General features: G+C 68.5%; 18 protein-coding genes. 11 read left to right on the top strand and 7 right to left on the bottom strand.

Annotated elements, in window-relative coordinates:
• Window positions 1-81: 81 nt before the first annotated feature.
• A complete protein-coding gene (locus ACIA76_RS00810) occupies window positions 82-342 on the top strand; it encodes a hypothetical protein (protein WP_397146900.1) in 261 nt (86 codons plus the stop codon).
• A gap of 30 nt (window positions 343-372) precedes the next feature.
• Here ACIA76_RS00810 and ACIA76_RS00805 read toward each other — a convergent pair whose 3' ends face one another.
• A complete protein-coding gene (locus tag ACIA76_RS00805; protein WP_397146898.1) occupies window positions 373-1806 on the bottom strand; it encodes a PLP-dependent aminotransferase family protein in 1434 nt (477 codons plus the stop codon).
• 194 nt (window positions 1807-2000) lie between these two features.
• On the opposite strand from ACIA76_RS00805, the gene ACIA76_RS00800 reads away from it, so the two are divergent.
• The 5 genes from ACIA76_RS00800 to ACIA76_RS00780 all read left to right on the top strand — a co-directional run bounded on the left by ACIA76_RS00800 (window position 2001) and on the right by ACIA76_RS00780 (window position 7510).
• Window positions 2001-2840 (top strand): nitrilase-related carbon-nitrogen hydrolase, encoded by an 840-nt coding sequence (locus ACIA76_RS00800; RefSeq protein WP_397146896.1) that lies wholly within the window; start codon window positions 2001-2003, stop codon window positions 2838-2840.
• On the top strand, window positions 2837-4258 hold the full coding sequence (gene hydA / locus ACIA76_RS00795) for a dihydropyrimidinase (protein WP_397146894.1): 1422 nt from the start codon (window positions 2837-2839) through the stop codon (window positions 4256-4258). The genes ACIA76_RS00800 and hydA overlap by 4 nt, the downstream gene beginning before the upstream one ends.
• A 25-nt stretch (window positions 4259-4283) precedes the next feature.
• Window positions 4284-5321 carry a TIGR03842 family LLM class F420-dependent oxidoreductase gene (locus ACIA76_RS00790; protein ID WP_397146892.1) on the top strand — a complete coding sequence of 346 codons (1038 nt, stop codon included), beginning with the start codon at window positions 4284-4286 and terminating at the stop codon, window positions 5319-5321.
• A gap of 167 nt (window positions 5322-5488) precedes the next feature.
• Window positions 5489-6793: an aspartate aminotransferase family protein gene (locus ACIA76_RS00785; RefSeq protein ID WP_397146890.1), complete on the top strand. Its 1305-nt coding sequence runs from the start codon at window positions 5489-5491 to the stop codon at window positions 6791-6793.
• A 36-nt stretch (window positions 6794-6829) separates the two neighbouring features.
• Window positions 6830-7510 (top strand): TIGR00266 family protein, encoded by a 681-nt coding sequence (locus tag ACIA76_RS00780; RefSeq protein WP_397146888.1) that lies wholly within the window; start codon window positions 6830-6832, stop codon window positions 7508-7510.
• A gap of 314 nt (window positions 7511-7824) precedes the next feature.
• On the opposite strand, the gene ACIA76_RS00775 is transcribed toward ACIA76_RS00780, so the two are convergent.
• Both ACIA76_RS00775 and ACIA76_RS00770 read right to left on the bottom strand, forming a co-directional pair.
• Window positions 7825-8343 carry an NUDIX domain-containing protein gene (locus ACIA76_RS00775; RefSeq protein WP_397146886.1) on the bottom strand — a complete coding sequence of 173 codons (519 nt, stop codon included), beginning with the start codon at window positions 8341-8343 and terminating at the stop codon, window positions 7825-7827.
• A complete protein-coding gene (locus tag ACIA76_RS00770) occupies window positions 8336-9034 on the bottom strand; it encodes a GntR family transcriptional regulator (RefSeq protein ID WP_397146884.1) in 699 nt (232 codons plus the stop codon). Before ACIA76_RS00770 ends, ACIA76_RS00775 begins: the two co-directional genes overlap by 8 nt.
• A gap of 293 nt (window positions 9035-9327) precedes the next feature.
• On the opposite strand from ACIA76_RS00770, the gene ACIA76_RS00765 reads away from it, so the two are divergent.
• From ACIA76_RS00765 to ACIA76_RS00745, 5 genes are all read left to right on the top strand, one after another.
• Complete coding sequence (locus ACIA76_RS00765; protein ID WP_397146882.1) at window positions 9328-10074, top strand: LamB/YcsF family protein; 747 nt, start codon at window positions 9328-9330, stop codon at window positions 10072-10074.
• A gap of 46 nt (window positions 10075-10120) precedes the next feature.
• A complete protein-coding gene (locus ACIA76_RS00760; protein WP_397146880.1) occupies window positions 10121-10771 on the top strand; it encodes an allophanate hydrolase subunit 1 in 651 nt (216 codons plus the stop codon).
• Window positions 10768-11640, top strand: a complete 873-nt coding sequence (locus ACIA76_RS00755) for a biotin-dependent carboxyltransferase family protein (protein WP_397146878.1) — start codon at window positions 10768-10770, stop codon at window positions 11638-11640. Before ACIA76_RS00760 ends, ACIA76_RS00755 begins: the two co-directional genes overlap by 4 nt.
• A gap of 120 nt (window positions 11641-11760) precedes the next feature.
• Entirely contained in the window at window positions 11761-12138 is a 378-nt protein-coding gene (locus ACIA76_RS00750; protein WP_397146876.1) for a nitroreductase family deazaflavin-dependent oxidoreductase, read from the top strand.
• A 96-nt stretch (window positions 12139-12234) separates the two neighbouring features.
• Window positions 12235-13527 (top strand): glycoside hydrolase family 1 protein, encoded by a 1293-nt coding sequence (locus tag ACIA76_RS00745; RefSeq protein ID WP_397147921.1) that lies wholly within the window; start codon window positions 12235-12237, stop codon window positions 13525-13527.
• Window positions 13528-13627: 100 nt separating this feature from the next.
• Here the strand turns inward: ACIA76_RS00745 and ACIA76_RS00740 are convergent, their stop codons facing one another.
• The 4 genes from ACIA76_RS00740 to ACIA76_RS00725 form a co-directional block, all read right to left on the bottom strand.
• Window positions 13628-15154, bottom strand: coding sequence for an FAD-dependent monooxygenase (locus ACIA76_RS00740; RefSeq protein ID WP_397146874.1), 1527 nt, complete (start codon window positions 15152-15154; stop codon window positions 13628-13630).
• A 43-nt stretch (window positions 15155-15197) separates the two neighbouring features.
• Window positions 15198-15827, bottom strand: coding sequence for a TetR/AcrR family transcriptional regulator (locus ACIA76_RS00735; RefSeq protein ID WP_397146872.1), 630 nt, complete (start codon window positions 15825-15827; stop codon window positions 15198-15200).
• Window positions 15828-15909: 82 nt separating this feature from the next.
• Window positions 15910-17343, bottom strand: coding sequence for a condensation domain-containing protein (locus tag ACIA76_RS00730; RefSeq protein WP_397146870.1), 1434 nt, complete (start codon window positions 17341-17343; stop codon window positions 15910-15912).
• Between the two features lie 495 nt (window positions 17344-17838).
• Complete coding sequence (locus ACIA76_RS00725) at window positions 17839-19026, bottom strand: PucR family transcriptional regulator (protein ID WP_397146868.1); 1188 nt, start codon at window positions 19024-19026, stop codon at window positions 17839-17841.
• Window positions 19027-19040: the final 14 nt, after the last annotated feature.

The raw sequence follows: 19040 nt of genomic DNA, 5'->3' as shown, positions 1-19040 counted from the left end.
CGACGCTCTACAGTGTGCCGAAGCAGTTGCTCGTTGATAACCATTGGCCCGGCGGTGGCCGGGGGCGAGAACGGAGCACGGATGAAACGCATCGCTGTGGGTGTGACGGGAATCGGTATCGCGGTGGCCGCGGCGGGTCCGGCGACGGCGGCCATTCCCGACGGGGTGTACTGCGCGGCCTCGATCTGCGTGAACAGCACCGCCGAAGAGCAGACGGTCACGGGCATCGCCATGTGCCCGACCGCGCAGCTGCCGGTGACCTGGCTGATTCAGCCGATGAGCGCGGCGTCGATGGGCATGACCTGCCCGACCGGTGTTGCGCCGCAATCGGTTCGGTTCTGAGGATCGTCGTGGCTGATCGCCTGCGGGCGGTCAGCCCCGACGGATGCGGCGGTAGGTCGGCAGCGCGGCCGCGGCGGCCGCCAGATGTGCTGCCACCGAGGTGATCTCGCCGTCGGGAATGGCCGCGACCGTGATCCGCAGATGGTCGCTCGCGCGCCGATCGGTCACCTCGAACGGGCCGCCGGGCGCGGCCTTGATACCCGCGGCGGCCAGCGAGATCATCGCGGCGTTCTCGTCGGCGACCGGCAGCCACAGGTTGATCCCATCCGGTCGCGGTAGCGAAATGCCCTGACGTGCAAGAGCTTTGCGGAGCGCGTCGGTGCGCGCCCGATAGGCGTCGCGCGCGCTCGCGACGGCCGTGCGGGCCGCCTCGTCGGTCAGCATATGCAGCAGCACGCGCTGCAGCAGCCGGCTGGTCCAGCCCGGGCCGAGCATGCGGCGTTCGACGACCGGATCCAGCACCTCGGCGGGTCCCCCGGCCACGGCCAGGCGCAGATCGGCGCCATGGGATTTGGAATAGGACCGGATGTGCACCGTGCGATCGGGGAGCTTTGCGCCCAGCGAGCGCGGTGGTGCGTGGGCGATACCCGCGGCGTGATCGTCCTCTACGACGAGTACGTCTGTGCCCGAGAGCGTTTCGGCGAGCTCGCGCATCCGTCGCGCCGTCGCCGACACTCCGGTCGGGTTCTGTGCGCGTGGCTGCAGCAGCAGTGCGGTCGGATCGTTCGCGGCCACCGCGGCGGCGAGTTCGCCGGGCAGCAAGCCGGATTCGTCCATGGCGACCGGTACGGCCCGCGCTCCGAGCCGGGCCAGCAGATCGAGAAACGGTGGGAAGCACGGGTTTTCGACCAGCACCGCATCGCCGAATCGCACATGCGCGGTGAGCACCCGGTCGATCGCGTCGAGCGCACCGTCGAGGACCGTGAAACGCTCAGCGCGACAGGGCCATTCGTCGCGGACCCGCGTCTGGAGCTCGGGCAGCATGGCATCGCCCAGATAGGTCGCCGACAGATGATCGATCGCGCCGTCGCGGGCGAGCACCCGCATGGCGGCGGTGAGATCCGGAAGCAGCTCGGGATCCGGCACGCCCCGGGACAGATCGATCCGAAAGGCGTTGTCCGAGCGGGGATGGAGGCGTTGATAGCGCCCGATCGGGATCGCGGCCGGTCCGGGCGCCGGCGTTCCGACGAAGGTGCCCGCCCGACCCCGGGCCACGATCGCCCCCGTGGCCGCCAGCGCCCGCCAGGCCTGATTCACCGTCGCGGGGGAGACCTTGAGTTCCCGGGCCATCTCCCGCACGGTCGGCAGCCGAGCGCCCGATTCGAGCGTGCCCGACCGAATGGCCCGGCTCACCGCCGCCGCGATCCCCGCCGCCGTCCGATCGCCGAGATCGGCCACGACCGCGATCGGCTCGGCCGGGGCGTCGCCGCGGGCGAGCGCCGGTTCGGAGGCGGCGGGCGCCATCAGAAGCCGCCCGGGCGGGCCGCGGCGAAGCGTGGGGCCGCCGGGGGTAGCGGGTAGGGGTCGGTGGTCACAAGCGTCATTCTCCGGGGGAGCGCGGGCACGGACCATCATCGGGACCAGGATTTACGATCTCGAAACTGTTTCCTCGCCGTTGTAACACAACGGAACTGCTTCAGGGTGCACAATCACAAAGCATGGCAATCGTTCGAGCCGCTCTCGTCCAAACCGACTGGACCGGCGATAAGGAGTCCATGATCAAGGCGCACGAGGACTATGCGCGCCACGCCGCCGCGGCGGGTGCTCGGGTGATCTGTTTCCAGGAGTTGTTCTACGGGCCCTACTTCTGTCAGCTACAGGACGCGAAGTTCTACGACTACGCCGAATCGGTGCCCGGACCCACGACCGAGCGTTTCGCCGCGCTGGCGAAGGAACTGGGCCTGGTGATGGTGCTGCCAGTGTACGAGCAGGAGCAGCCGGGCCTGCTGTACAACACCGCGGCGGTGATCGACGCCGACGGCAGCTACCTCGGTAAGTATCGAAAACACCACATTCCGCACGTGAGCGGGTTCTGGGAGAAGTTCTACTTCCGGCCCGGCAATCTGGGCTGGCCGATATTCGACACCGCGGTCGGCCGGATCGGGGTGTACATCTGCTACGACCGGCACTTCCCGGAGGGCTGGCGCGCGCTGGGCCTGGCGGGTGCGGAGATCGTATTCAACCCCTCGGCGACCTCGCGCGGCCTGTCGGCCTATCTGTGGAAGCTCGAGCAGCCCGCCGCGGCGGTCGCCAACGAGTACTACATCGGGGCGATCAACCGGGTCGGCGTCGAAAGCGATTACGGCGACGACGACTTCTACGGCACGAGCTACTTCGTCGATCCCGAGGGCAAGTTCGTGGGCGAGGTCGCCTCCGACACCGCGCCCGAGATCGTCGTCCGCGATCTGGATATGGACCTGATCAAGGTCGTGCGCGACCGCTGGGCCTTCTACCGCGACCGCCGCCCCGATGCCTACGGACCGCTGGTGACGCCGTGACTCGAACTCTCATCCGTGGTGGAATCGTGGTGTCCGCCACCGGATCTCAGGCGCTCGATGTCCTGATCGACGGTGAGACCATCGCCGCGGTCGTGCGGCCGGGCGCGTCGATCTTCGGCGCGGATCCGGCGGCCGCGGCCGAGACGATCATCGACGCGACCGGGAAGTACGTGATTCCCGGCGGCGTGGACGCCCATACCCATATGCAGATGCCCTTCGGCGGTACCGAGGCCTCCGATACCTTCGAAACCGGCACGCGTGCCGCGGCGTTCGGCGGCACGACGACCATCGTCGACTTCGTGGTGCAGACGCCGGGCGTGCGGGTGCAGGATGCGCTCGGGGCCTGGCACGGCAAGGCCGACGGGCAGTGCGCCATCGACTATGGCTTTCATCAGATCATCGGTGACGTCAACGACGAATCCCTTAAGGGTATGGCCGAATTGGTGGCCGAGGGCGTGACCAGTTTCAAGCTGTTCATGGCCTATCCGGGCGTGTTCTACTCCGACGACGGCAAGATCCTGCGGGCCATGCAGACCAGTGCCGACCTCGGCGCGCTGCTGATGATGCACGCCGAGAACGGTATCGCGATCGATGTGCTTGTCGCGCAATCGATTCAGCGTGGTAACACCGCACCCTACTTCCACGGCACGACGCGGCCCTGGCAGATGGAGGAGGAGGCCACGCATCGGGCGATCATGTTGGCGCAGTTGACCGGCGCGCCGCTGTACGTGGTGCACGTCTCGGCCAAACAGGCCCTCGAACAGATCGCGGACGCGCGGGGCAAGGGGCAGAACGTCTTCGGCGAGACCTGTCCGCAGTATCTGTACCTGTCGCTCGAAGAGCAGTTGGGCGCACCGGGTTTCGAGGGCGCGAAGTGGGTGTGCTCGACGCCGCTGCGTGCCCGCGCCGAGGGTCATCAGGACGAGCTGTGGCGCTATATCCGCACCGGCGATGTCACCTCGGTCGCCACCGATCACTGCCCGTTCTGCATGAAGGATCAGAAGGAGCTGGGCATCGGCGATTTCAGTAAGATCCCCAACGGTATCGGCGGTGTCGAGCATCGGATGGATCTGATGTTCCAGGGCGTCAAGGACGGCCGGATCTCGCTGGAGCGCTGGGTCGACGTGTGCGCCACGACACCGGCGCGCATGTTCGGGATGTATCCGCGCAAGGGCGTGATCAGTCCGGGTGCGGACGCCGACGTCGTGATCTACGACCCGAACGGGCACACCAGCATCGGGCTCGGCAAGACCCATCACATGAATATGGACTACTCGGCCTATGAGGGGTTCGAGATCGACGGTCACGTCGACGCGGTGCTTTCGCGCGGGAGGATGATCGTCGAGGACGACCGCTATCTGGGCCGCGCCGGTCACGGCCGGTTCGTCTCGCGCGGACTGTCGCAGAACCTGATCTGACAAGACCGGAAACGGAGTGTGCCCCATGGATATCGGTGTGGTCCTGCAGTGCACGCCGCCCGCCTCGCGGGTGGTGGAGCTGGCGAGAATCGCTGAGACACACGGCTTTTCGCATGTGTGGACGTTCGATTCCCATCTGCTGTGGGAGGATCCCTATGTCATCTACAGCCAAATCCTGGCGGTGACTCGCAAGGTCATGGTGGGTCCGATGGTGACCAATCCGTCCACCCGGGATTGGACGGTCACCGCGTCGACCTTCGCCACCCTCAATGAGATGTTCGGCAATCGGACGGTCTGCGGTATCGGCCGGGGCGATTCGGCGCTGCGCACCATCGGCCACCCACCGGCGACATTGGCTCGGCTGCGCGAATCCATCGGCGTGATCAGGGAATTGGGTAACGGCCGCAGCGCCCGGGTGGGCGATACCGAGGTCCGGTTCCCCTGGGCGCGGGACTCCCGGCTCGGGGTGTGGGTGGCCGGATACGGCCCCAAGGCGCTGGATCTGACCGGTGAGGTGGCCGACGGATTCATCCTGCAGCTGGCCGATCCGGATATCACGGCGTGGACCGTCGCGCGGGTGCGGGCGGCCGCCGAGCGGGCGGGCCGCGATCCGGACGAGGTCACGATCTGCGTGGCCGCCCCGGCCTATATCACCGACGGATCCAAGGAGGCGCTCGCGCACGCCCGCGAACAGTGCCGGTGGTTCGGCGGCATGGTCGGCAACCACGTCGCCGATATCGTCGCGAAATACGGTGCCGACAGCGAGGTTCCGGCCGCGCTGACCGACTACATCGCCGGTCGCACCGGCTACGACTACAACCAGCACGGCCGCGCGGGCAACACCCACGCGGACTTCGTCCCCGACGCCATCGTGGACCGCTTCTGCCTCCTGGGCACCCCCGACGAACACGTCCACCGCCTCCACGAACTGGAGGCCCTGGGCGTCGACCAATTCGCCGTCTACCTCCAACACGACGCGAAGACCGCCACCCTCGACGCCTACGGCGAATCGGTCCTCCCCCACCTGACCCACCCCCTCCCCGCCACCCAGAGCGCCGGATGACATCCCAACGTCGCACCCCCTCCCGCACTTCGCACCCCCTCCAGCCGCCCGCAACGGGTGCGAAGCGCGGGAAAGGGTGCGACGTTGGGTGGTTGGGGTGGCGGCTGGGTGGATCGGGTGGCAGAACATCGATGGCAGACCGTGACGCTGACCGAAGGCGGTAAGTGATGGACCATGTCTTCTACCCCTGGAGCGCGCAGGCGGCGGTGAATCCGGTGCCGATCACCGGCGCGTCGGGTTCCTGGTTCTGGGACGCCACCGGAAAACGGTATCTGGACTTCGCCTCGCAGCTGGTGAACGTCAATATCGGCCACCAGCATCCGGATATCGTGGCCGCCATTGTGGCGCAGGCGAATACGCTCACCACGATCTCCCCGACCGTCGGCAACGAGGTGCGCAGCGAACTCGCCCGCATGATCGTCGACCGCGCGCCCGGAGCGCTGAACCGGGTGCTGTTCACCACCGGCGGCGCGGAGGCCGTCGAACATGCGGTGCGGTTGGCGCGCAGCTACACCGGGCGCACCAAGATGCTGTCGGCCTACCGCTCCTATCACGGGGGCACCGGCACCGCGATCGGCCTGACCGGCGAGCCGCGCCGCTGGGGCGCCGAGCCCACCAATGTCGACGTGATCCGCTTCTTCGGTCCCTATCCGTACCGATCCGCCTGGCAGACAACGAGTCCCGAGGAGGAGACCGCCGCCGCGCTGCGGCATCTGCGGCAGGTGATCGAACTGGAGGGCCCGCAGCATATCGCCGGGCTGATCCTGGAGACGGTGGTCGGCACCAACGGCGTGCTGGTGCCGCCGCCCGGCTATCTGGCCGGGGTGCGGGAGCTGTGCGACGAATTCGGCATCGTCTACATCGCCGACGAGGTGATGGCCGGCTTCGGCCGAGTGGGCGAATGGTTCGCCGTACAGGCCTTCGACGTCGCCCCGGATCTGATCACCTTCGCCAAGGGTGTGAACTCCGGCTATGTGCCACTGGGCGGGGTGCTCATCGCCGAACCGATCGCCGCCCGCTACGACCACACGGTCTATCCGGGCGGGCTCACCTATGCGGGGCATCCGCTGGCGTGTGCGGCCGGGGTGGCCTCGATCACGGTGTTCGAGCGCGACGGCATCCTCGACCATGTGCGGACCGTCGGCGCGGATGTGCTCGGAAAGGGCTTGCAGGACTTGGCGACTCGGCATCGGTCGGTCGGCGAGGTGCGCGGGCTGGGCTTCTTCTGGGCGCTGGAGCTGGTCCGCGATCCGGTCTCGCGCGAACCGCTGATTCCGTTCGCGGCGGCCGGTCCGGCGGCCGAACCCATGGGCCGGGTCGTAGCCGCCGCCAAGGATCGCGGGCTGTGGCCGTTCGCCGCCGCCAACCGCCTGCAGCTGGCCCCGCCGCTGACGACCAGTGCCGACGAGGTGCGCCACGGCCTCGGGATCCTCGATGAGGTGCTCACCGTCGCCGACGCCTATGCGCGGTAGGCCGGATCGGTACCGAGCACTGTTACTGTCGCCCGCATGAAGGCGGAATTGCGGCACAATCCCTCCTCGACCATCGCGCGCTGCTTCCTCGCGGGGGGCGAGCCGATGCGGGTGGAAAGCGGTGCCATGGTGGCACATTCGGCCGGGGTCACGCTCACGGCCAAGGCCGAGGGCGGGCTGCTGGCGGGGTTGAAGCGGTCGGTGCTGGCGGGCGAGTCGTTCTTCGTCTCGACGTTCACCGCGCCGCCGCAGGGCGGGTGGGTCGACGTCGCGCCCGCCCTGCCCGGCGATATGCTGGCGGTGCCGCTGGCGCAGGAGCGGCCGTATTTCATCAGCCGCGGCAGCTGGATCGCGAATTCCCATGGTGTGCAGGTGGAAACGAAATGGGGCGGGCTGGCCAACCTGTTCGGCGGCGAGGGCGGCTTCGGGCTGCGCGCGCACGGGCAGGGGGAGGTGGTGCTGGGGGTGTTCGGCGCGATCGACGTATTCGATCTGCGACCCGGCGAACCGGTGACCATCGATAGCGGACATGTGGTCGCCTACGACCTGGCGGTGAAGTTCAGTATCCGGCGGGCGGTCTCGGGCCGGTCGCTGCAGTCGCTGAAGTCGGGGGAGGGCCTGGTATTCGACTTCACCGGGCCGGGGCGAGTGCTGCTGCAGACCCGTAATCCGGGCGCGTTCGCCGCATGGGCGGGCGCGGTCACCTCACCCGGATAATCGTTAGCCTAAGAAATGTTATAGGGGTTCATGACTCGTTGGTCCGTTCCTGGGCCGAAAACCGCTTCTGTCCAGAAGTGAATCAGGCATGCTTCAGTCGTTGCTACGTAACGAGTAGCGGCGACCCGGAGATGAGGAGAACACCATGGACACAGGTTCCGCAGCGGGCCTGCTGGCCGACCTGCTGGCCCGAACCATCCTGAAGCTGCTGTCAGGCAGCGCCGAATAGACGCGCGAAAGCGCACAACCGACAGCCCACCGGCCCCGCAGACCCGGTGGGCTGCTCGGTGTTTCGGGGGCGCCACATCGGTGTCTCAGCCCAACATGTCGGAAATCAGCACTCGCGTATCGGGCACGAAGGGCCAGGTCGGATCCGACAGGCGGGCGCGTAGTTCGGTATCGGTCCACCACCACCCCGCGGCGATCTCCTCGATCTGATGCCGGATGGGGCCGTCGTAGCGCAGTTCGTAGGCGAACAGGTGGCAGCGCATGGGCCTGCCCGCCCATTCGCCGTCCCAGGAGGCGCTCGCCAAAGGCAGTGGGCCGTCCTCGTTTTCGTCGATCTCGATGCCCAATTCCTCGCCCAGCTCGCGCACCGCGGCGGTCAGCGGATCCTCGCCGGGGCCGACCACGCCGCCCGCCAGGCAATCGTGCATTCCGGCGAATACGGCCTTGGTCTCGGTGCGTCGGTGCACATAGAGCCGCTCGCCGTCGCCCGAGCGCACCAGCACACCCGCGCTGGCGTGCCACAGCCCCTCGGCGTAGACGACCGACCGTTCCTCGGCGCCGATCGGACGCCCGGCGCGGTCGTAGACCGCGATCATCTCACCCATGCGCGGCAGCGTACGCGGCGCGCAGCTGCGCCTCCGCGTCGCCGAGGTAGTCGGCGAGCAGCCCGGCCGCCGCCTCCGCCGACCCGCCGGACAGCGCGTCGAAGACCTCGTGATTGCGGTGCAGATACGGCCGGTGGAACGTCTCCGGATCGTCGACCACGTGGAAGATCAGCCGCAGCTCGTTCCACACCCCGGCCATGAGCGAATCCAGCAACCGGCTGCCGCCCAGCGCGGTCACCGCGCGGTGGAAGTCCACGTCCGCGGTGCCGACACCGGTCCAATCCTCTTGGGCCGCACAGTGATCCGCCCGTTCCAGGGTGGCCGCGACGGGTGCGGTATCGGTGCCGATGCGCGGCTGATCGCGCAGCGCGGTGCATTCCACGATGCGGCGGCACCGATACACCTCGGCGATGTCCTCGACGGTCGGAACCCGCACGAACACACCGCGATTGAGCTCGTGGACGACCAGTCGCTCCTCGATCAGGGTGCGGAACGCCTCGCGCAGCGTATTGCGCGACACCGTCAGCGCCGCACAGATATCGGGCTCCGACAGCCGCGTGCCCGGCCGGAAGGTGCCGTCCAGGATGCCGTCGCGGACGATGTCGGCGACCTGTGCGCTGCGGCTGGCGCGATCGAGTTTGGTGCGATGCGCGGCCAGGGTCGCATAGGTCGCCACGGCCGTGCGGGTCATCGCATATCTCCTCGGTACCGATCCACGTGCGGATTATCGGATCCGAGATTACCGTGCCCGAATCGGGCACTGCGAATCCGATCGCAGTATTGCAGGATCGTTCAACGATTCGTACGATGAGACCCCTGCCGGCCCCGGCGGCTATCCGGCCGGAACCTCGTTCGGGCCGACGGGTGCGATGCTGTTCGGGGTGCCCGATCGCGGCGTCGCGATGCCGGCGCTGCTCGGCCTGCCCGAGATACGTGGGTGAGAGTTGGTGTGAGACAGGACATGTCACGAATCGAGGGAGTGCGATGATCGATCTGAACAGTGATCTCGGTGAGGGTTTCGGCGCCTGGGCCATGGGTGACGATGCGGCCCTGCTCGACATCGTCACCAGCGCCAACATCGCCTGCGGCTTCCACGCCGGGGATCCGTCGATCATGCGGCGCACCTGTGCGCTGGCGGTGGCGCGCGGGGTACGGATCGGTGCGCACATCTCCTATCGGGATCTGGCGGGCTTCGGCCGCCGGGCCATGGCGGTCGCGCCGCGGGAGCTGGCGGATGAGACGCTGTACCAGATCGGCGCGCTGGACGCCTTCGCCCGGTCGGCGGGGGACCGGGTCCGCTATGTGAAACCGCATGGGGCGCTGTATCACTCGGCCTCGGCCGAACGCGATATCGCCGATGCGATCATCTGCGCGATCGCCGAATACGGGCAGTTGAGCGTGCTGGGACTGCCCGGCTCGCAGCTGCAGGCGGCGGCGCAAGATGCGGGAATCCCGTTCCACGCCGAGGGATTCGCCGATCGCGCCTACACCCCCGCCGCGACGCTGGTGTCGCGCAGCGAGCCGGGTAGCGTGCTGGGCGAGGAATCGGCACTGGCGCAGGCGATGTCGATCGCGGTCGACGGTGCGACGCGGGATATGGCGGGCGCGCCGGTGGCGGTGCCCGCGCGCAGTCTGTGTGTGCACGGTGATTCGCCGGGGGCGGTCGCCATGGCTCGGTCGATTCGGGAGGCGTTGGCCGCCAAGGGTGTCGAATTGCGGGCATTCGCATGATCGCGGCGCAGGCACGCCTCGTCTCGTCGCGCGGTGGGGAGTGAGGGTGACCGAGCTGCGAATTCTGCCCGCCGGTGACCGTGCGCTGCTCATCGAGCTGCCCGATCACCTCGCGCCCGCGGGATTCGGCCAGCATCTGCACGACCATCCGGTCGAGGGCGTCGGGGATCTGCTGCCCGCCGCCCGGACGGTGCTGGTCACCCTCGCGCCCGGCGCGACGGCGGCCACGGTCGAGGACGGGCTGCGCGCCGCCGCCGACGCCGTCGCGACCGAATCGAGCGAAACGCCCAGTGCGAGTGACACTGTGATGATCCCGGTGCGCTACGACGGGGACGATCTGGCCGAGACCGCGGAACTGCTCGGCATGACCGAAACAGAACTCATCGCCCGGCATACCGGATGCGTCTGGCGCTGCGCCTTCGTTGGATTCGCCCCGGGCTTCGGCTATCTGGAGGCACCCGACGCGGGCTTGGCCGTGCCGCGCCGGGACCGCTCGCGCACCGCGATTCCGGCCGGTGCGGTCGCCCTGGCGGGCGGCTACAGCGCCGTCTATCCGCGTAAATCGCCCGGCGGCTGGCGGATCATCGGACGCACCGAGACAACCCTGTGGGATCTGGACCGCCCGGAACCGGCGTTGCTGCGGCCGGGGACCCGGGTGCGTTTCGTGCGTACGGACCTGGACGGGAGGCGGCGATGAGCGCGGCGCTGCGGGTGGTCGAGCCCGGAATGTTCAGCACCGTCCAGGATCTGGGGCGCAGCGGCTGGTTCCATGCCGGAGTGGGGGTGTCGGGTGCGGCCGACCGCGGATCTCTGAGGCTGGCGAATCGGTTGGTGGGCAACGAGGAATCGTCGGCGGCGATCGAATGTGTGCTCGGGCGTTTGGTTTTGACGGTGACGGACCCGACCGTCCTGACGGTGACCGGGGCCCCCGCTCCGATCGCGGTCGACGGCCGCCTCGAGGGGCGGGCCTCGGTGTTGTTCCTGGAGCAGGGGCAGCGGCTCGAATTGGGTGTCGCGCCAGTGGGTTTGCGGTGCTATGTGGCGGTGCGGGGCGGAATCGCGCTCGCGCCGGTGCTCGGCTCGCGCAGCCGCGATACGCTCGCCGGGCTGGGGCCGGAACCGCTGCGCGCGGGCGATGAGCTCCCGATCGGTCCGTCCCCGCGGCGCTGGCCCGGCGTCGACCTGGCCCCGCTCGCCGCGATGAGCGCCGAGCCGGTCACCGCGCGAGTCCGATTGGGTCCCCGCGACGACTGGTTCGACAATCCGGCCGACCTGTTCGCCGGAGGCTGGCAAGTCTCCAGCGACTCCGATCGGGTGGGCGTGCGGCTGGACCGTGCCGGAGATGCTCCGGCATTGCGGCGCACCGATTCCGGCGAGCTGCCGACCGAGGGCATGGCGCTGGGCGCGATCCAGGTGCCGCCGTCGGGGCAGCCGGTGGTCTTCCTCGCCGATCATCCGATCACCGGGGGATATCCGGTGGTGGGCACGGTGATCGACGCCGATGTCGACGCACTGGCGCAGGCCCGTCCCGGCCAACGGGTCCGTTTCCGCCCCTGGCATCCCTAGCGAGGTAGCGGCGGATCGGCCAGGTGCGCAGCGCCTTTCGTCGCCTGATCGGATCGCGGCCCGCGGGGCGGAGTGGCGGCGTAGCCTGTGGTGCGCAGGACTTCCGAGAAGGGGACACTCATGCCGTTGCCGCATGCGCTGGCGAAGTTCAATCGACGGGTCACCAACCGGTTCGCGGCCCCGCTCGCGCGCCGCTCACCCGGCTTCGGGGTGGTCGTGCACAAGGGTCGGAAGTCCGGCCGGAGCTATCGCACCCCGGTGACTCTCTTCGCCCGTGACGGCGCGTACCGGATCGCGCTCACCTACGGCCGTGAGTCGGACTGGGTCAAGAACATCGTCGCCGCCGGGACATTCGAGCTGGAGACCGGCGCAGGGCCGGTGCTGCTGACCGATCCGACCGTGCGGTACGACCCGGCCGCGAGCTGGGCTCCGCCGGGCGTGCGTCACTGGCTGCAGCTGGTCGGCGCGGAGTACTACCTCGAGGCCCGGCCGGCCTGATCCCGCGTCGGTTGGTCGGATGACCGTACCGGGGTGGTAGAAACGGGGGGCGTGAGGTCCTCGACGGAGCGAGAGGGTGTGCTGGTGTTGCGACGCATGATTGGCTTTCGTCCCGCTACCGCGTTCGTGCTCGCCGCGGCGGCCGTGCTGACATTCGGCGGGCTGATGCCCGCCCGGGCCCAGGCGGCGCCTCCGGTCGGGGGCGATTTCCTGTGGGGCGTGGCCTCCTCGGGATTCCAGAGCGAGGGCAGCGCGCCCGACAGCAATTGGAGCCGATACGCGAATTCGGGCCGGGTGTCGGATCCCTATGGCGATTCGGTCGATTTTTATCACCGGTATCGCGACGATATCGGGCTGGCGGCCGATCTGGGCGCGAAGGTCTACCGGATCAGCGTCGAATGGGCGCGGGTGCAGCCTCGGCCGGGGGAGTGGGACGAGCAGGGATTCGGCTTCTACGACAATGTGATCGGCGCGATCCGCGCGGCGGGTATGCGGCCGATGATCACGCTGGACCACTGGGTATTCCCCGCCTGGGAGCTCGATCGTGGCGGCTGGGGCAATCCGGGTATGGTCGATGACTGGTTGGCGAACGCGCGTGCGGTGGTGAATCGCTACGCGGGCGATGATCCGCTGTGGGTCACCTTCAACGAGCCGACCCTCGGGCCGCCGATCTACGTCGCCCAGGGCAATCTGCCCGCCGATCAGACGGGCGTGGCGATGGACCGCCAGGTGACCGCGCATCGGGTGATCTACGACTACATCCATTCCCGGCAGCCGGGCGCGATGGTGACCAGCAATCTGTCCTATACGCCGGGCTACGAGTCGCTGGCCGCGCTGCCGTTCGAGGATCGGATCGCCGACAAACTCGACTACATCGGGATCGACTACTACTACGGCAGCCTGCCCTCCCCGGTCGATTCGCTGCTGAAGAACACGCCGTGGGCGACTCCCCTGCAACCCGAGGGCATCTACTACGCCCTGCGCCACTACGCCCGCCAGTTCCCGGGTCGTCCGCTCTACATCGTCGAGAACGGTATGCCCACCCAGGACGGCGCGCCCCGCGACGACGGCTGGACCCGCGCCGACGATCTGCGCGATACGGTCTACTGGCTGCAGCGCGCCAGGGCCGACGGCATGAACGTCATGGGCTACAACTACTGGAGTCTCACCGACAACTACGAATGGGGTTCCTACACACCACGTTTCGGCCTCTACACCGTCGACGTGAAGACCGACCCCTCGCTGACCCGCCACCCCACCGACGCGGTACCCGCCTACCACGACATCATCGCCGACGGCGGCGTCCCCGGCGACTACCACCCCACCCGCCCCCCGACCCCCTGCTCGATCGTCGACCCCCCCTTCAGCTGCCTCGACCCGGCCCACTAACCCCAGCCACCCCCAATCCCCGCACCCTTTCCCGCACTCCGCACCGCTTATGGACGGCTGTAAGGGGTGCGAGGCGCGGGAAAGGGTGCGGCGTTGGGGGTCAGGTGTGGGTGGCTAGGGTTCGGGCGGGGCCGAACCAGCGGGTGAGGGCTTCGCGTAGGCCTGTGGGGGTGGGATCGGTTGTGGCCCAGGCGATGTAGCCGTCGGGGCGTAGGAGGAGGGCGGCGGCGGGGGCGTCGGGGGCCGGTGCGGTGATGTGGTCGACGCGGTCGGACCAGCCGGTGACGGTGTCGGTGAGGTGGCCGTGGGGGTCGAGCAGCAGGGGGCGTGCCGTGCGCAGGAGTTCGGCGATTCGGCGTGGGCCCTCGGCGGTGTCGACGGTGAAGTCGGGGACCAGACGGCCCGCGAGGGGATGGTCGCAGTCGGTGGCGTAGGCGACGTCGGCGCCGCTCAGCAGTTGTGAGATGTGGTCGACCACGGGCGGGATGTGCAGCAGTTCGCCGAACAGCTGCCGTAGCGCGCCGACCTCGGGGCCGCGGGCCATCAGTGCGCTCTGGGCCATCGAGCTCATCATCACGCGCTCGGCCAGCGGGCGGCGCTCGCTCTCGTAGGTGTCGAGCAGATCCGCGGGCGCCCGGCCCTGGATCCGGGCGGCGAGTTTCCAGCCGAGGTTCATCGCATCCTGCATGCCCAGGTTCAGGCCCGGTCCGCCCATGGCCGAATGCACATGGGCCGCATCGCCGATGAGCAGCACGCGGCGGTCGCGATAACGGTCGGCGGTGCGGGTGTTCAGGCCGACCCAGCGCCGCAACAGATGCGGGCCCGCCCAGGCCGGCGGCCGGATCGGCAGATCGATGCCGAGTACACGATTCACGCTGGCGCTCAGCTCGTCGAGGGTCATGGGGGCGTCCTCGTCGACGGCGTCCGTGCCGGACTCACCGGTCGCGATCAGCAGTCGGCCGGGCTGGAATTCGGCGAGGATGAACATGCCGCGCTCGGTCCAATGGTGTCCCCAGTCGACCCGGCCGTAGCCGGGCAGTTCGTAACCGACCCCGGGTATTCCGACCAGGCCGGGGATCTCGACATGTCCCATGCGCGAGATGCGATCGGCGGCAGTGAATCCCGGGAACCCGATACCGGATCGCTTGCGCACCAGGCTCTTTCCGCCGTCCGCGCCGATCAGATAGGCGGCCGCGATCCGATACTCGCCGTCGGGGCCGTTCACGGTGACGAGGACATCGTCCTCGCGCTGGGTGAAGTCGGTGAGCGCATGCTGCCAGCGCACCTCGATATCGAGTTCACGGGCGCGTTCGGCGAGCCGCGCGGTGAGCTCGGGCTGCGAGATCATCCACGCGTATACGGATCTGTCTGCCAGCGAGTCGAATTCGAGGCGCAGGCCGCTGAAGATCCAGAACGGCATCGGTTCCGGCTTGCCCGGATACAGGCCGCGCATATCCAGCACCCGCGGAATCTGGCCGACCATGCCGTTGGCCTTCGGCGCGGTGCCCGGACCGGGCCCGGTCTCGAGCACGATCGGCCGCACCCCGGCCAGGGCGAGTTCGGTGGCGAGCAGCAGGCCGTTCGGGCCCGCACCGGAAATCAGGACATCGGTTCGTATATCGGACATGACGAGGTGAACCCCCTGTTGTCATCGGGTGTTTCGGGAGAAACTACGGCGCGGGGACGCCGGATCCGGGCACTACGTCTGCCGCGAGCGAAAAGGCTCGGCGCAGTACGGCAGTGATCTGCACGGGTGGATCGGCCCGCACATAGACCTCGAAGGAGGAGCGCACGACGGCGACGACCATGCCCGCCGCCAGCCGGGGATACAGATCGTGGTGCGGATCGGTGCCGCTGCGTTCGGCGATGGCGGCGACGAAGTCGTCCTGGAGACCGGCCGTGATCGCGGCATGCGCGCCCGGAACGTCGAACAGCGCGCGGATCACGGCCAGCTGCTTCGCGGTCGGCGGCCCGTGGCCCGCGGCGTCGATCTCCGCTTCCAGCGGCGCCAGCACCGATTCCGTCAGGGCCGTCCACATCGGCTCGTCCGCGGGGCGCGAACGCAGGATGTCGGTGCTGCGACGCAGGCGGTCGACCTGCCGGTAGGCCAGCGCCTCCCATTTGCCGGAGAAGTAGTTGTTGAACGTGCGCACCGACACCCCCGCGCGGGCGGCGATATCCTCGCGCAACACGTTGTCGAGTCCCCGTTCGAACGCCAGCTCCAGCGCGGCGTCGCTCAAGGCCCGGCGAGTATCGAGCTTCTTGCGTTCCCGCAGCGAGAGCGCGGGTTCCTCGGTCATACCTCCAGCGTGACAGAAAGATGCCCACCGGGCAAGATTTCCCACGGGAAAACTTGCCCGGTGGGCAGAATTCATGGACGGATCAGCTGGCCAGCGCCACCCGCACGGGTCGGATGGTGTCGAAAAGCGGTGCGGACGTGGCGAATTCGCCGGTAGCCGCGACCGTGCGCAGCGCCGCCCGCAGGCGCTCGACGTAGCGGCCGACCGAGGCGTGCGCGGTCTCGGTATCGGGATAGTGGACCGTGATCTGCACACGGTCGGCCTCGCGATGGATCTGCAGCGCCGAGGCCCGATCGGTGCGCGGGGTCGAGCACAGCCCGTGAATGCGATGCAGGCCGGGCAGCGACTGTTCCAGCATCGCGCCGGAGATCGGCCGGGCATCCAGATAGGAGACCCATGCCCAGTCCCGCACGCACGGAATGCGTTGTCCGGTCAGCTCACTGGCGCGCTCCAAGGCGGCGAACAGCGGAATGCCCGCCAGCGGCTTGATGTCCTGCAGCGCGTGGCGCGCCCGCCCGATCAGCTCGGTGAACCGCGCCGCCGCGCCGACCTCGAAGACGATCGGCAGCAGATTGACGAACCGGCCCTGGGTGAACTGGAAGCGCGGAGTGTTGCGAGTGCCCACCATGTTCAGCCCGACATACCGGGTGCGCCCGGCCAATTCGAGTTCGGTCAGGGCGATGGCCGCGTAGATGCCCGAGGCGAACGAGCCGCCCGCGGCCGCGCACGCGCGGGTGAACGCCTCGCATTCCGGTCCGGTCAGCAGGTCGAATCGCATGCCCGTACTCGGGGCCGAATCGCCGGGCTCGAGACCGAAATCCCAAGGCAGCGGCCGGATGTAGTCCAGATTGCCGGCGATCAAGCGGGCCAGGCGATCCACCTCGGCCGGTCGTTGGGCGACGGTCGCGCGTTCGTGGCGGGCGTATTCGGAGTATCCACCCACCGGCGACAGCGCGGGAGTGATGCCCGCGGTGTAGGAGGTGTAGAGCTGATGCAGTTCGAAGATCGCCGCCACCTGAGAGGTGCTGTCCCAGAACGCGTGATCGAGGCTGATATGCACGGTGAAACCGTCGTCGCCGTGATCGATCGCGCCCAGGGCGAAGCCGGGCCAGGCGGTCGGGTCGGTGGCGGAGAATCGGTCGGCGAGACGATCGCGCAGCTGCTCGCCCGAGGCGAAGTCGCCCGCGGAGACGATATCCAGATCCACCCAGCCCGGATCGAGGATGCGCCCGCCGAAGGATTCGCCGTCGTCGACGAACCAGCAGCGCAGTCCGTCGTGGCGGCGCAGGAACTGGACGAAGCTGCGGCGCAATGCCTTTCGGTCCAGGGGTGCGGCGATGGTGAAGCAGATCGATAGTTCGGGATGGCGATGTCGCAGCTGGAAGTCCTGAATGTACGAGGGCGGAACCGGGGCCGGATCCGCGGCGGCGGCGGCCGCGAGGGCGGTCGCGGTCGGTGGAAAGTCGAGCAACTCGCCGGGCTTGGGCAGCCAGTCGCTGAGCCGGATCATGTCCATATCGGTACTCCTTGTCCGATGCGTCGGTGCGCGCCGCGAGGGTGCAGGGTGTGCGGCGCCGCACGACGGGCGCGAGACCGGTAAAGCGCGCTCAGATAATCCCGCACGGAAGTAGTTCTCCGGTGTGGCGCGGGAAATCATCGCTTGCTTTCCGGGGCGCGTGCCCATGTCGGAAACTCCCGGTGACCTCGTTGTTCGCCGGAATGTCGATGTTCTGGGTCATCTGACCAGTTAAGGTTACGACGCGGTCTCGCAAGGGGTGTACCAGGGGGGTGAAAAGAGAACAGCTAACCAGTGGCGAATAGCGGACATTGCCGCAATCTTATCGTTTCTACCACGCGATTCGCGCGGTAAAGCGGAATGCGTGTCACGCGATTGAACAGCGCGATTTACGCCGAATTCTTCTGGATTTAACATTCGATACGGCCGATTCGGCGCCCCGTCGATCCGCGGCCGGGGTACGGCGGCGGATCGACGGCTACCGCGATACGTGGATCACGGTGCGAACGAGGCCGATTCGAGCCGCCGGGCGATGCGGGCCGCCGAGAGCGTCATGGCGTCGGTCGGTCGGTGCGGGTCCAGGCCGGTGAGTTCGTGCACCCGGGCCAGCCGGTAGGTGACGGTGTTGCGGTGGATGTTCAGCAGCCGCGCGGTGGCCAGCTGGTTGAAACCGGTGTCGACGAATACCGCCAGCGTCTCGGCCAGCAGCGGCTGGCTGTCCAGCGGCGCGAGCACCGTGGCCAGGCCGGGACGGGCCGGTCCGCTGGCCGCGACGGTGTATTCGAACTGCAGATCCTTACGGCGGCAGACCAATTCGGTGCGATCCAGGCAGCGCCCCAACTCCGCCAGCACCCGGGCCTCGGCGAAGACGGCGGGGATGTCCGCGCGGATGCGGGCCGCACCCACGCCCACCCAGAACGGTGGCGCGCTCTCGCGATTGCGGGCGGGCAGCCGCGAGGCCAGCGCCGCCGCGGTGGCCGTGCCGTCGTCGCCGGGCTGCAGCGGGACCAGGGCCGTCCAGCCGCCGCTGTCCAGGCGCAGGAACACACCCGGGATGGCCTCGATGGAATGTCGTAATTCGCTGGTGTCCAGGCCGTGCCGTTCGCGGGTGCCCATCGATAACCGGAACACCGCGATCAGGAATGCCTCGGGCACCGTGATCGCCGGTTCGTCGGCCCATTCCACCGGATCGCGCCCGGTGATGAGGGCGTCGGCGATGCCGCGGCGGCGTTCGAGCAGTTCCCAGCGCGGATCGTGGGCGCGGCGCACACAGGCGGTCGCGATCCGCTCCACGATCTGAGTGATGTACTGCAGCAAGGGAAGTGCCGCATCGGCGAGCAGTTCACGCTCGCCGGCATCGGAGGCCACGCGCAGCCGGGTGTAGATGAATTCCGCACCCGTGCGGTAGCGGCCCAGAACCTCGTCGAGCGGTTCGCCGTCGCGCACCCGGTCCAGGGCCAGTTCGACCAGTTCGCGGGTGTCCTCCGGGGAGGGCATCTGGCCGTGGCGGAGGTATTCGAAGAACAGCTCGATATTCAGCTTGGTGCCGCGCTCGAGTCCCGAGGTCACCAGTGACCGGGGGATGGTGCGATAGGGGGGCATGCTGTCGGAGAACTCTCGAATGAGCACTCCGGCGCGCTGGTACAGGGCCTCGATGGCACGATCCCGGCTCGGCGATTCCATGGCGTCCTCCGTCC

The sequence above is a fragment of the Nocardia sp. NPDC051570 genome, assembly GCF_044454005.1.
Taxonomy (GTDB): domain Bacteria; phylum Actinomycetota; class Actinomycetes; order Mycobacteriales; family Mycobacteriaceae; genus Nocardia.
The sequence above is the reverse complement of the archived record's forward strand: the minus strand, read 5'-3'. Positions and strand labels throughout refer to the sequence as shown.

Bases quoted from the DNA above. Each gene is read 5' to 3' on its own strand.
- ACIA76_RS00810 (WP_397146900.1), top strand. From the start codon at position 82: ATGAAACGCATCGCTGTGGGTGTGACGGGAATCGGTATCGCGGTGGCC.
- ACIA76_RS00805 (WP_397146898.1), bottom strand. From the start codon at position 1,806: ATGGCGCCCGCCGCCTCCGAACCGGCGCTCGCCCGCGGCGACGCCCCG.
- ACIA76_RS00800 (WP_397146896.1), top strand. From the start codon at position 2,001: ATGGCAATCGTTCGAGCCGCTCTCGTCCAAACCGACTGGACCGGCGAT.
- ACIA76_RS00790 (WP_397146892.1), top strand. From the start codon at position 4,284: ATGGATATCGGTGTGGTCCTGCAGTGCACGCCGCCCGCCTCGCGGGTG.
- ACIA76_RS00785 (WP_397146890.1), top strand. From the start codon at position 5,489: ATGGACCATGTCTTCTACCCCTGGAGCGCGCAGGCGGCGGTGAATCCG.
- ACIA76_RS00780 (WP_397146888.1), top strand. From the start codon at position 6,830: ATGAAGGCGGAATTGCGGCACAATCCCTCCTCGACCATCGCGCGCTGC.
- ACIA76_RS00775 (WP_397146886.1), bottom strand. From the start codon at position 8,343: ATGGGTGAGATGATCGCGGTCTACGACCGCGCCGGGCGTCCGATCGGC.
- ACIA76_RS00770 (WP_397146884.1), bottom strand. From the start codon at position 9,034: ATGACCCGCACGGCCGTGGCGACCTATGCGACCCTGGCCGCGCATCGC.
- ACIA76_RS00765 (WP_397146882.1), top strand. From the start codon at position 9,328: ATGATCGATCTGAACAGTGATCTCGGTGAGGGTTTCGGCGCCTGGGCC.
- ACIA76_RS00755 (WP_397146878.1), top strand. From the start codon at position 10,768: ATGAGCGCGGCGCTGCGGGTGGTCGAGCCCGGAATGTTCAGCACCGTC.
- ACIA76_RS00750 (WP_397146876.1), top strand. From the start codon at position 11,761: ATGCCGTTGCCGCATGCGCTGGCGAAGTTCAATCGACGGGTCACCAAC.
- ACIA76_RS00745 (WP_397147921.1), top strand. From the start codon at position 12,235: ATGATTGGCTTTCGTCCCGCTACCGCGTTCGTGCTCGCCGCGGCGGCC.
- ACIA76_RS00740 (WP_397146874.1), bottom strand. From the start codon at position 15,154: ATGTCCGATATACGAACCGATGTCCTGATTTCCGGTGCGGGCCCGAAC.
- ACIA76_RS00735 (WP_397146872.1), bottom strand. From the start codon at position 15,827: ATGACCGAGGAACCCGCGCTCTCGCTGCGGGAACGCAAGAAGCTCGAT.
- ACIA76_RS00730 (WP_397146870.1), bottom strand. From the start codon at position 17,343: ATGGACATGATCCGGCTCAGCGACTGGCTGCCCAAGCCCGGCGAGTTG.
- ACIA76_RS00725 (WP_397146868.1), bottom strand. From the start codon at position 19,026: ATGGAATCGCCGAGCCGGGATCGTGCCATCGAGGCCCTGTACCAGCGC.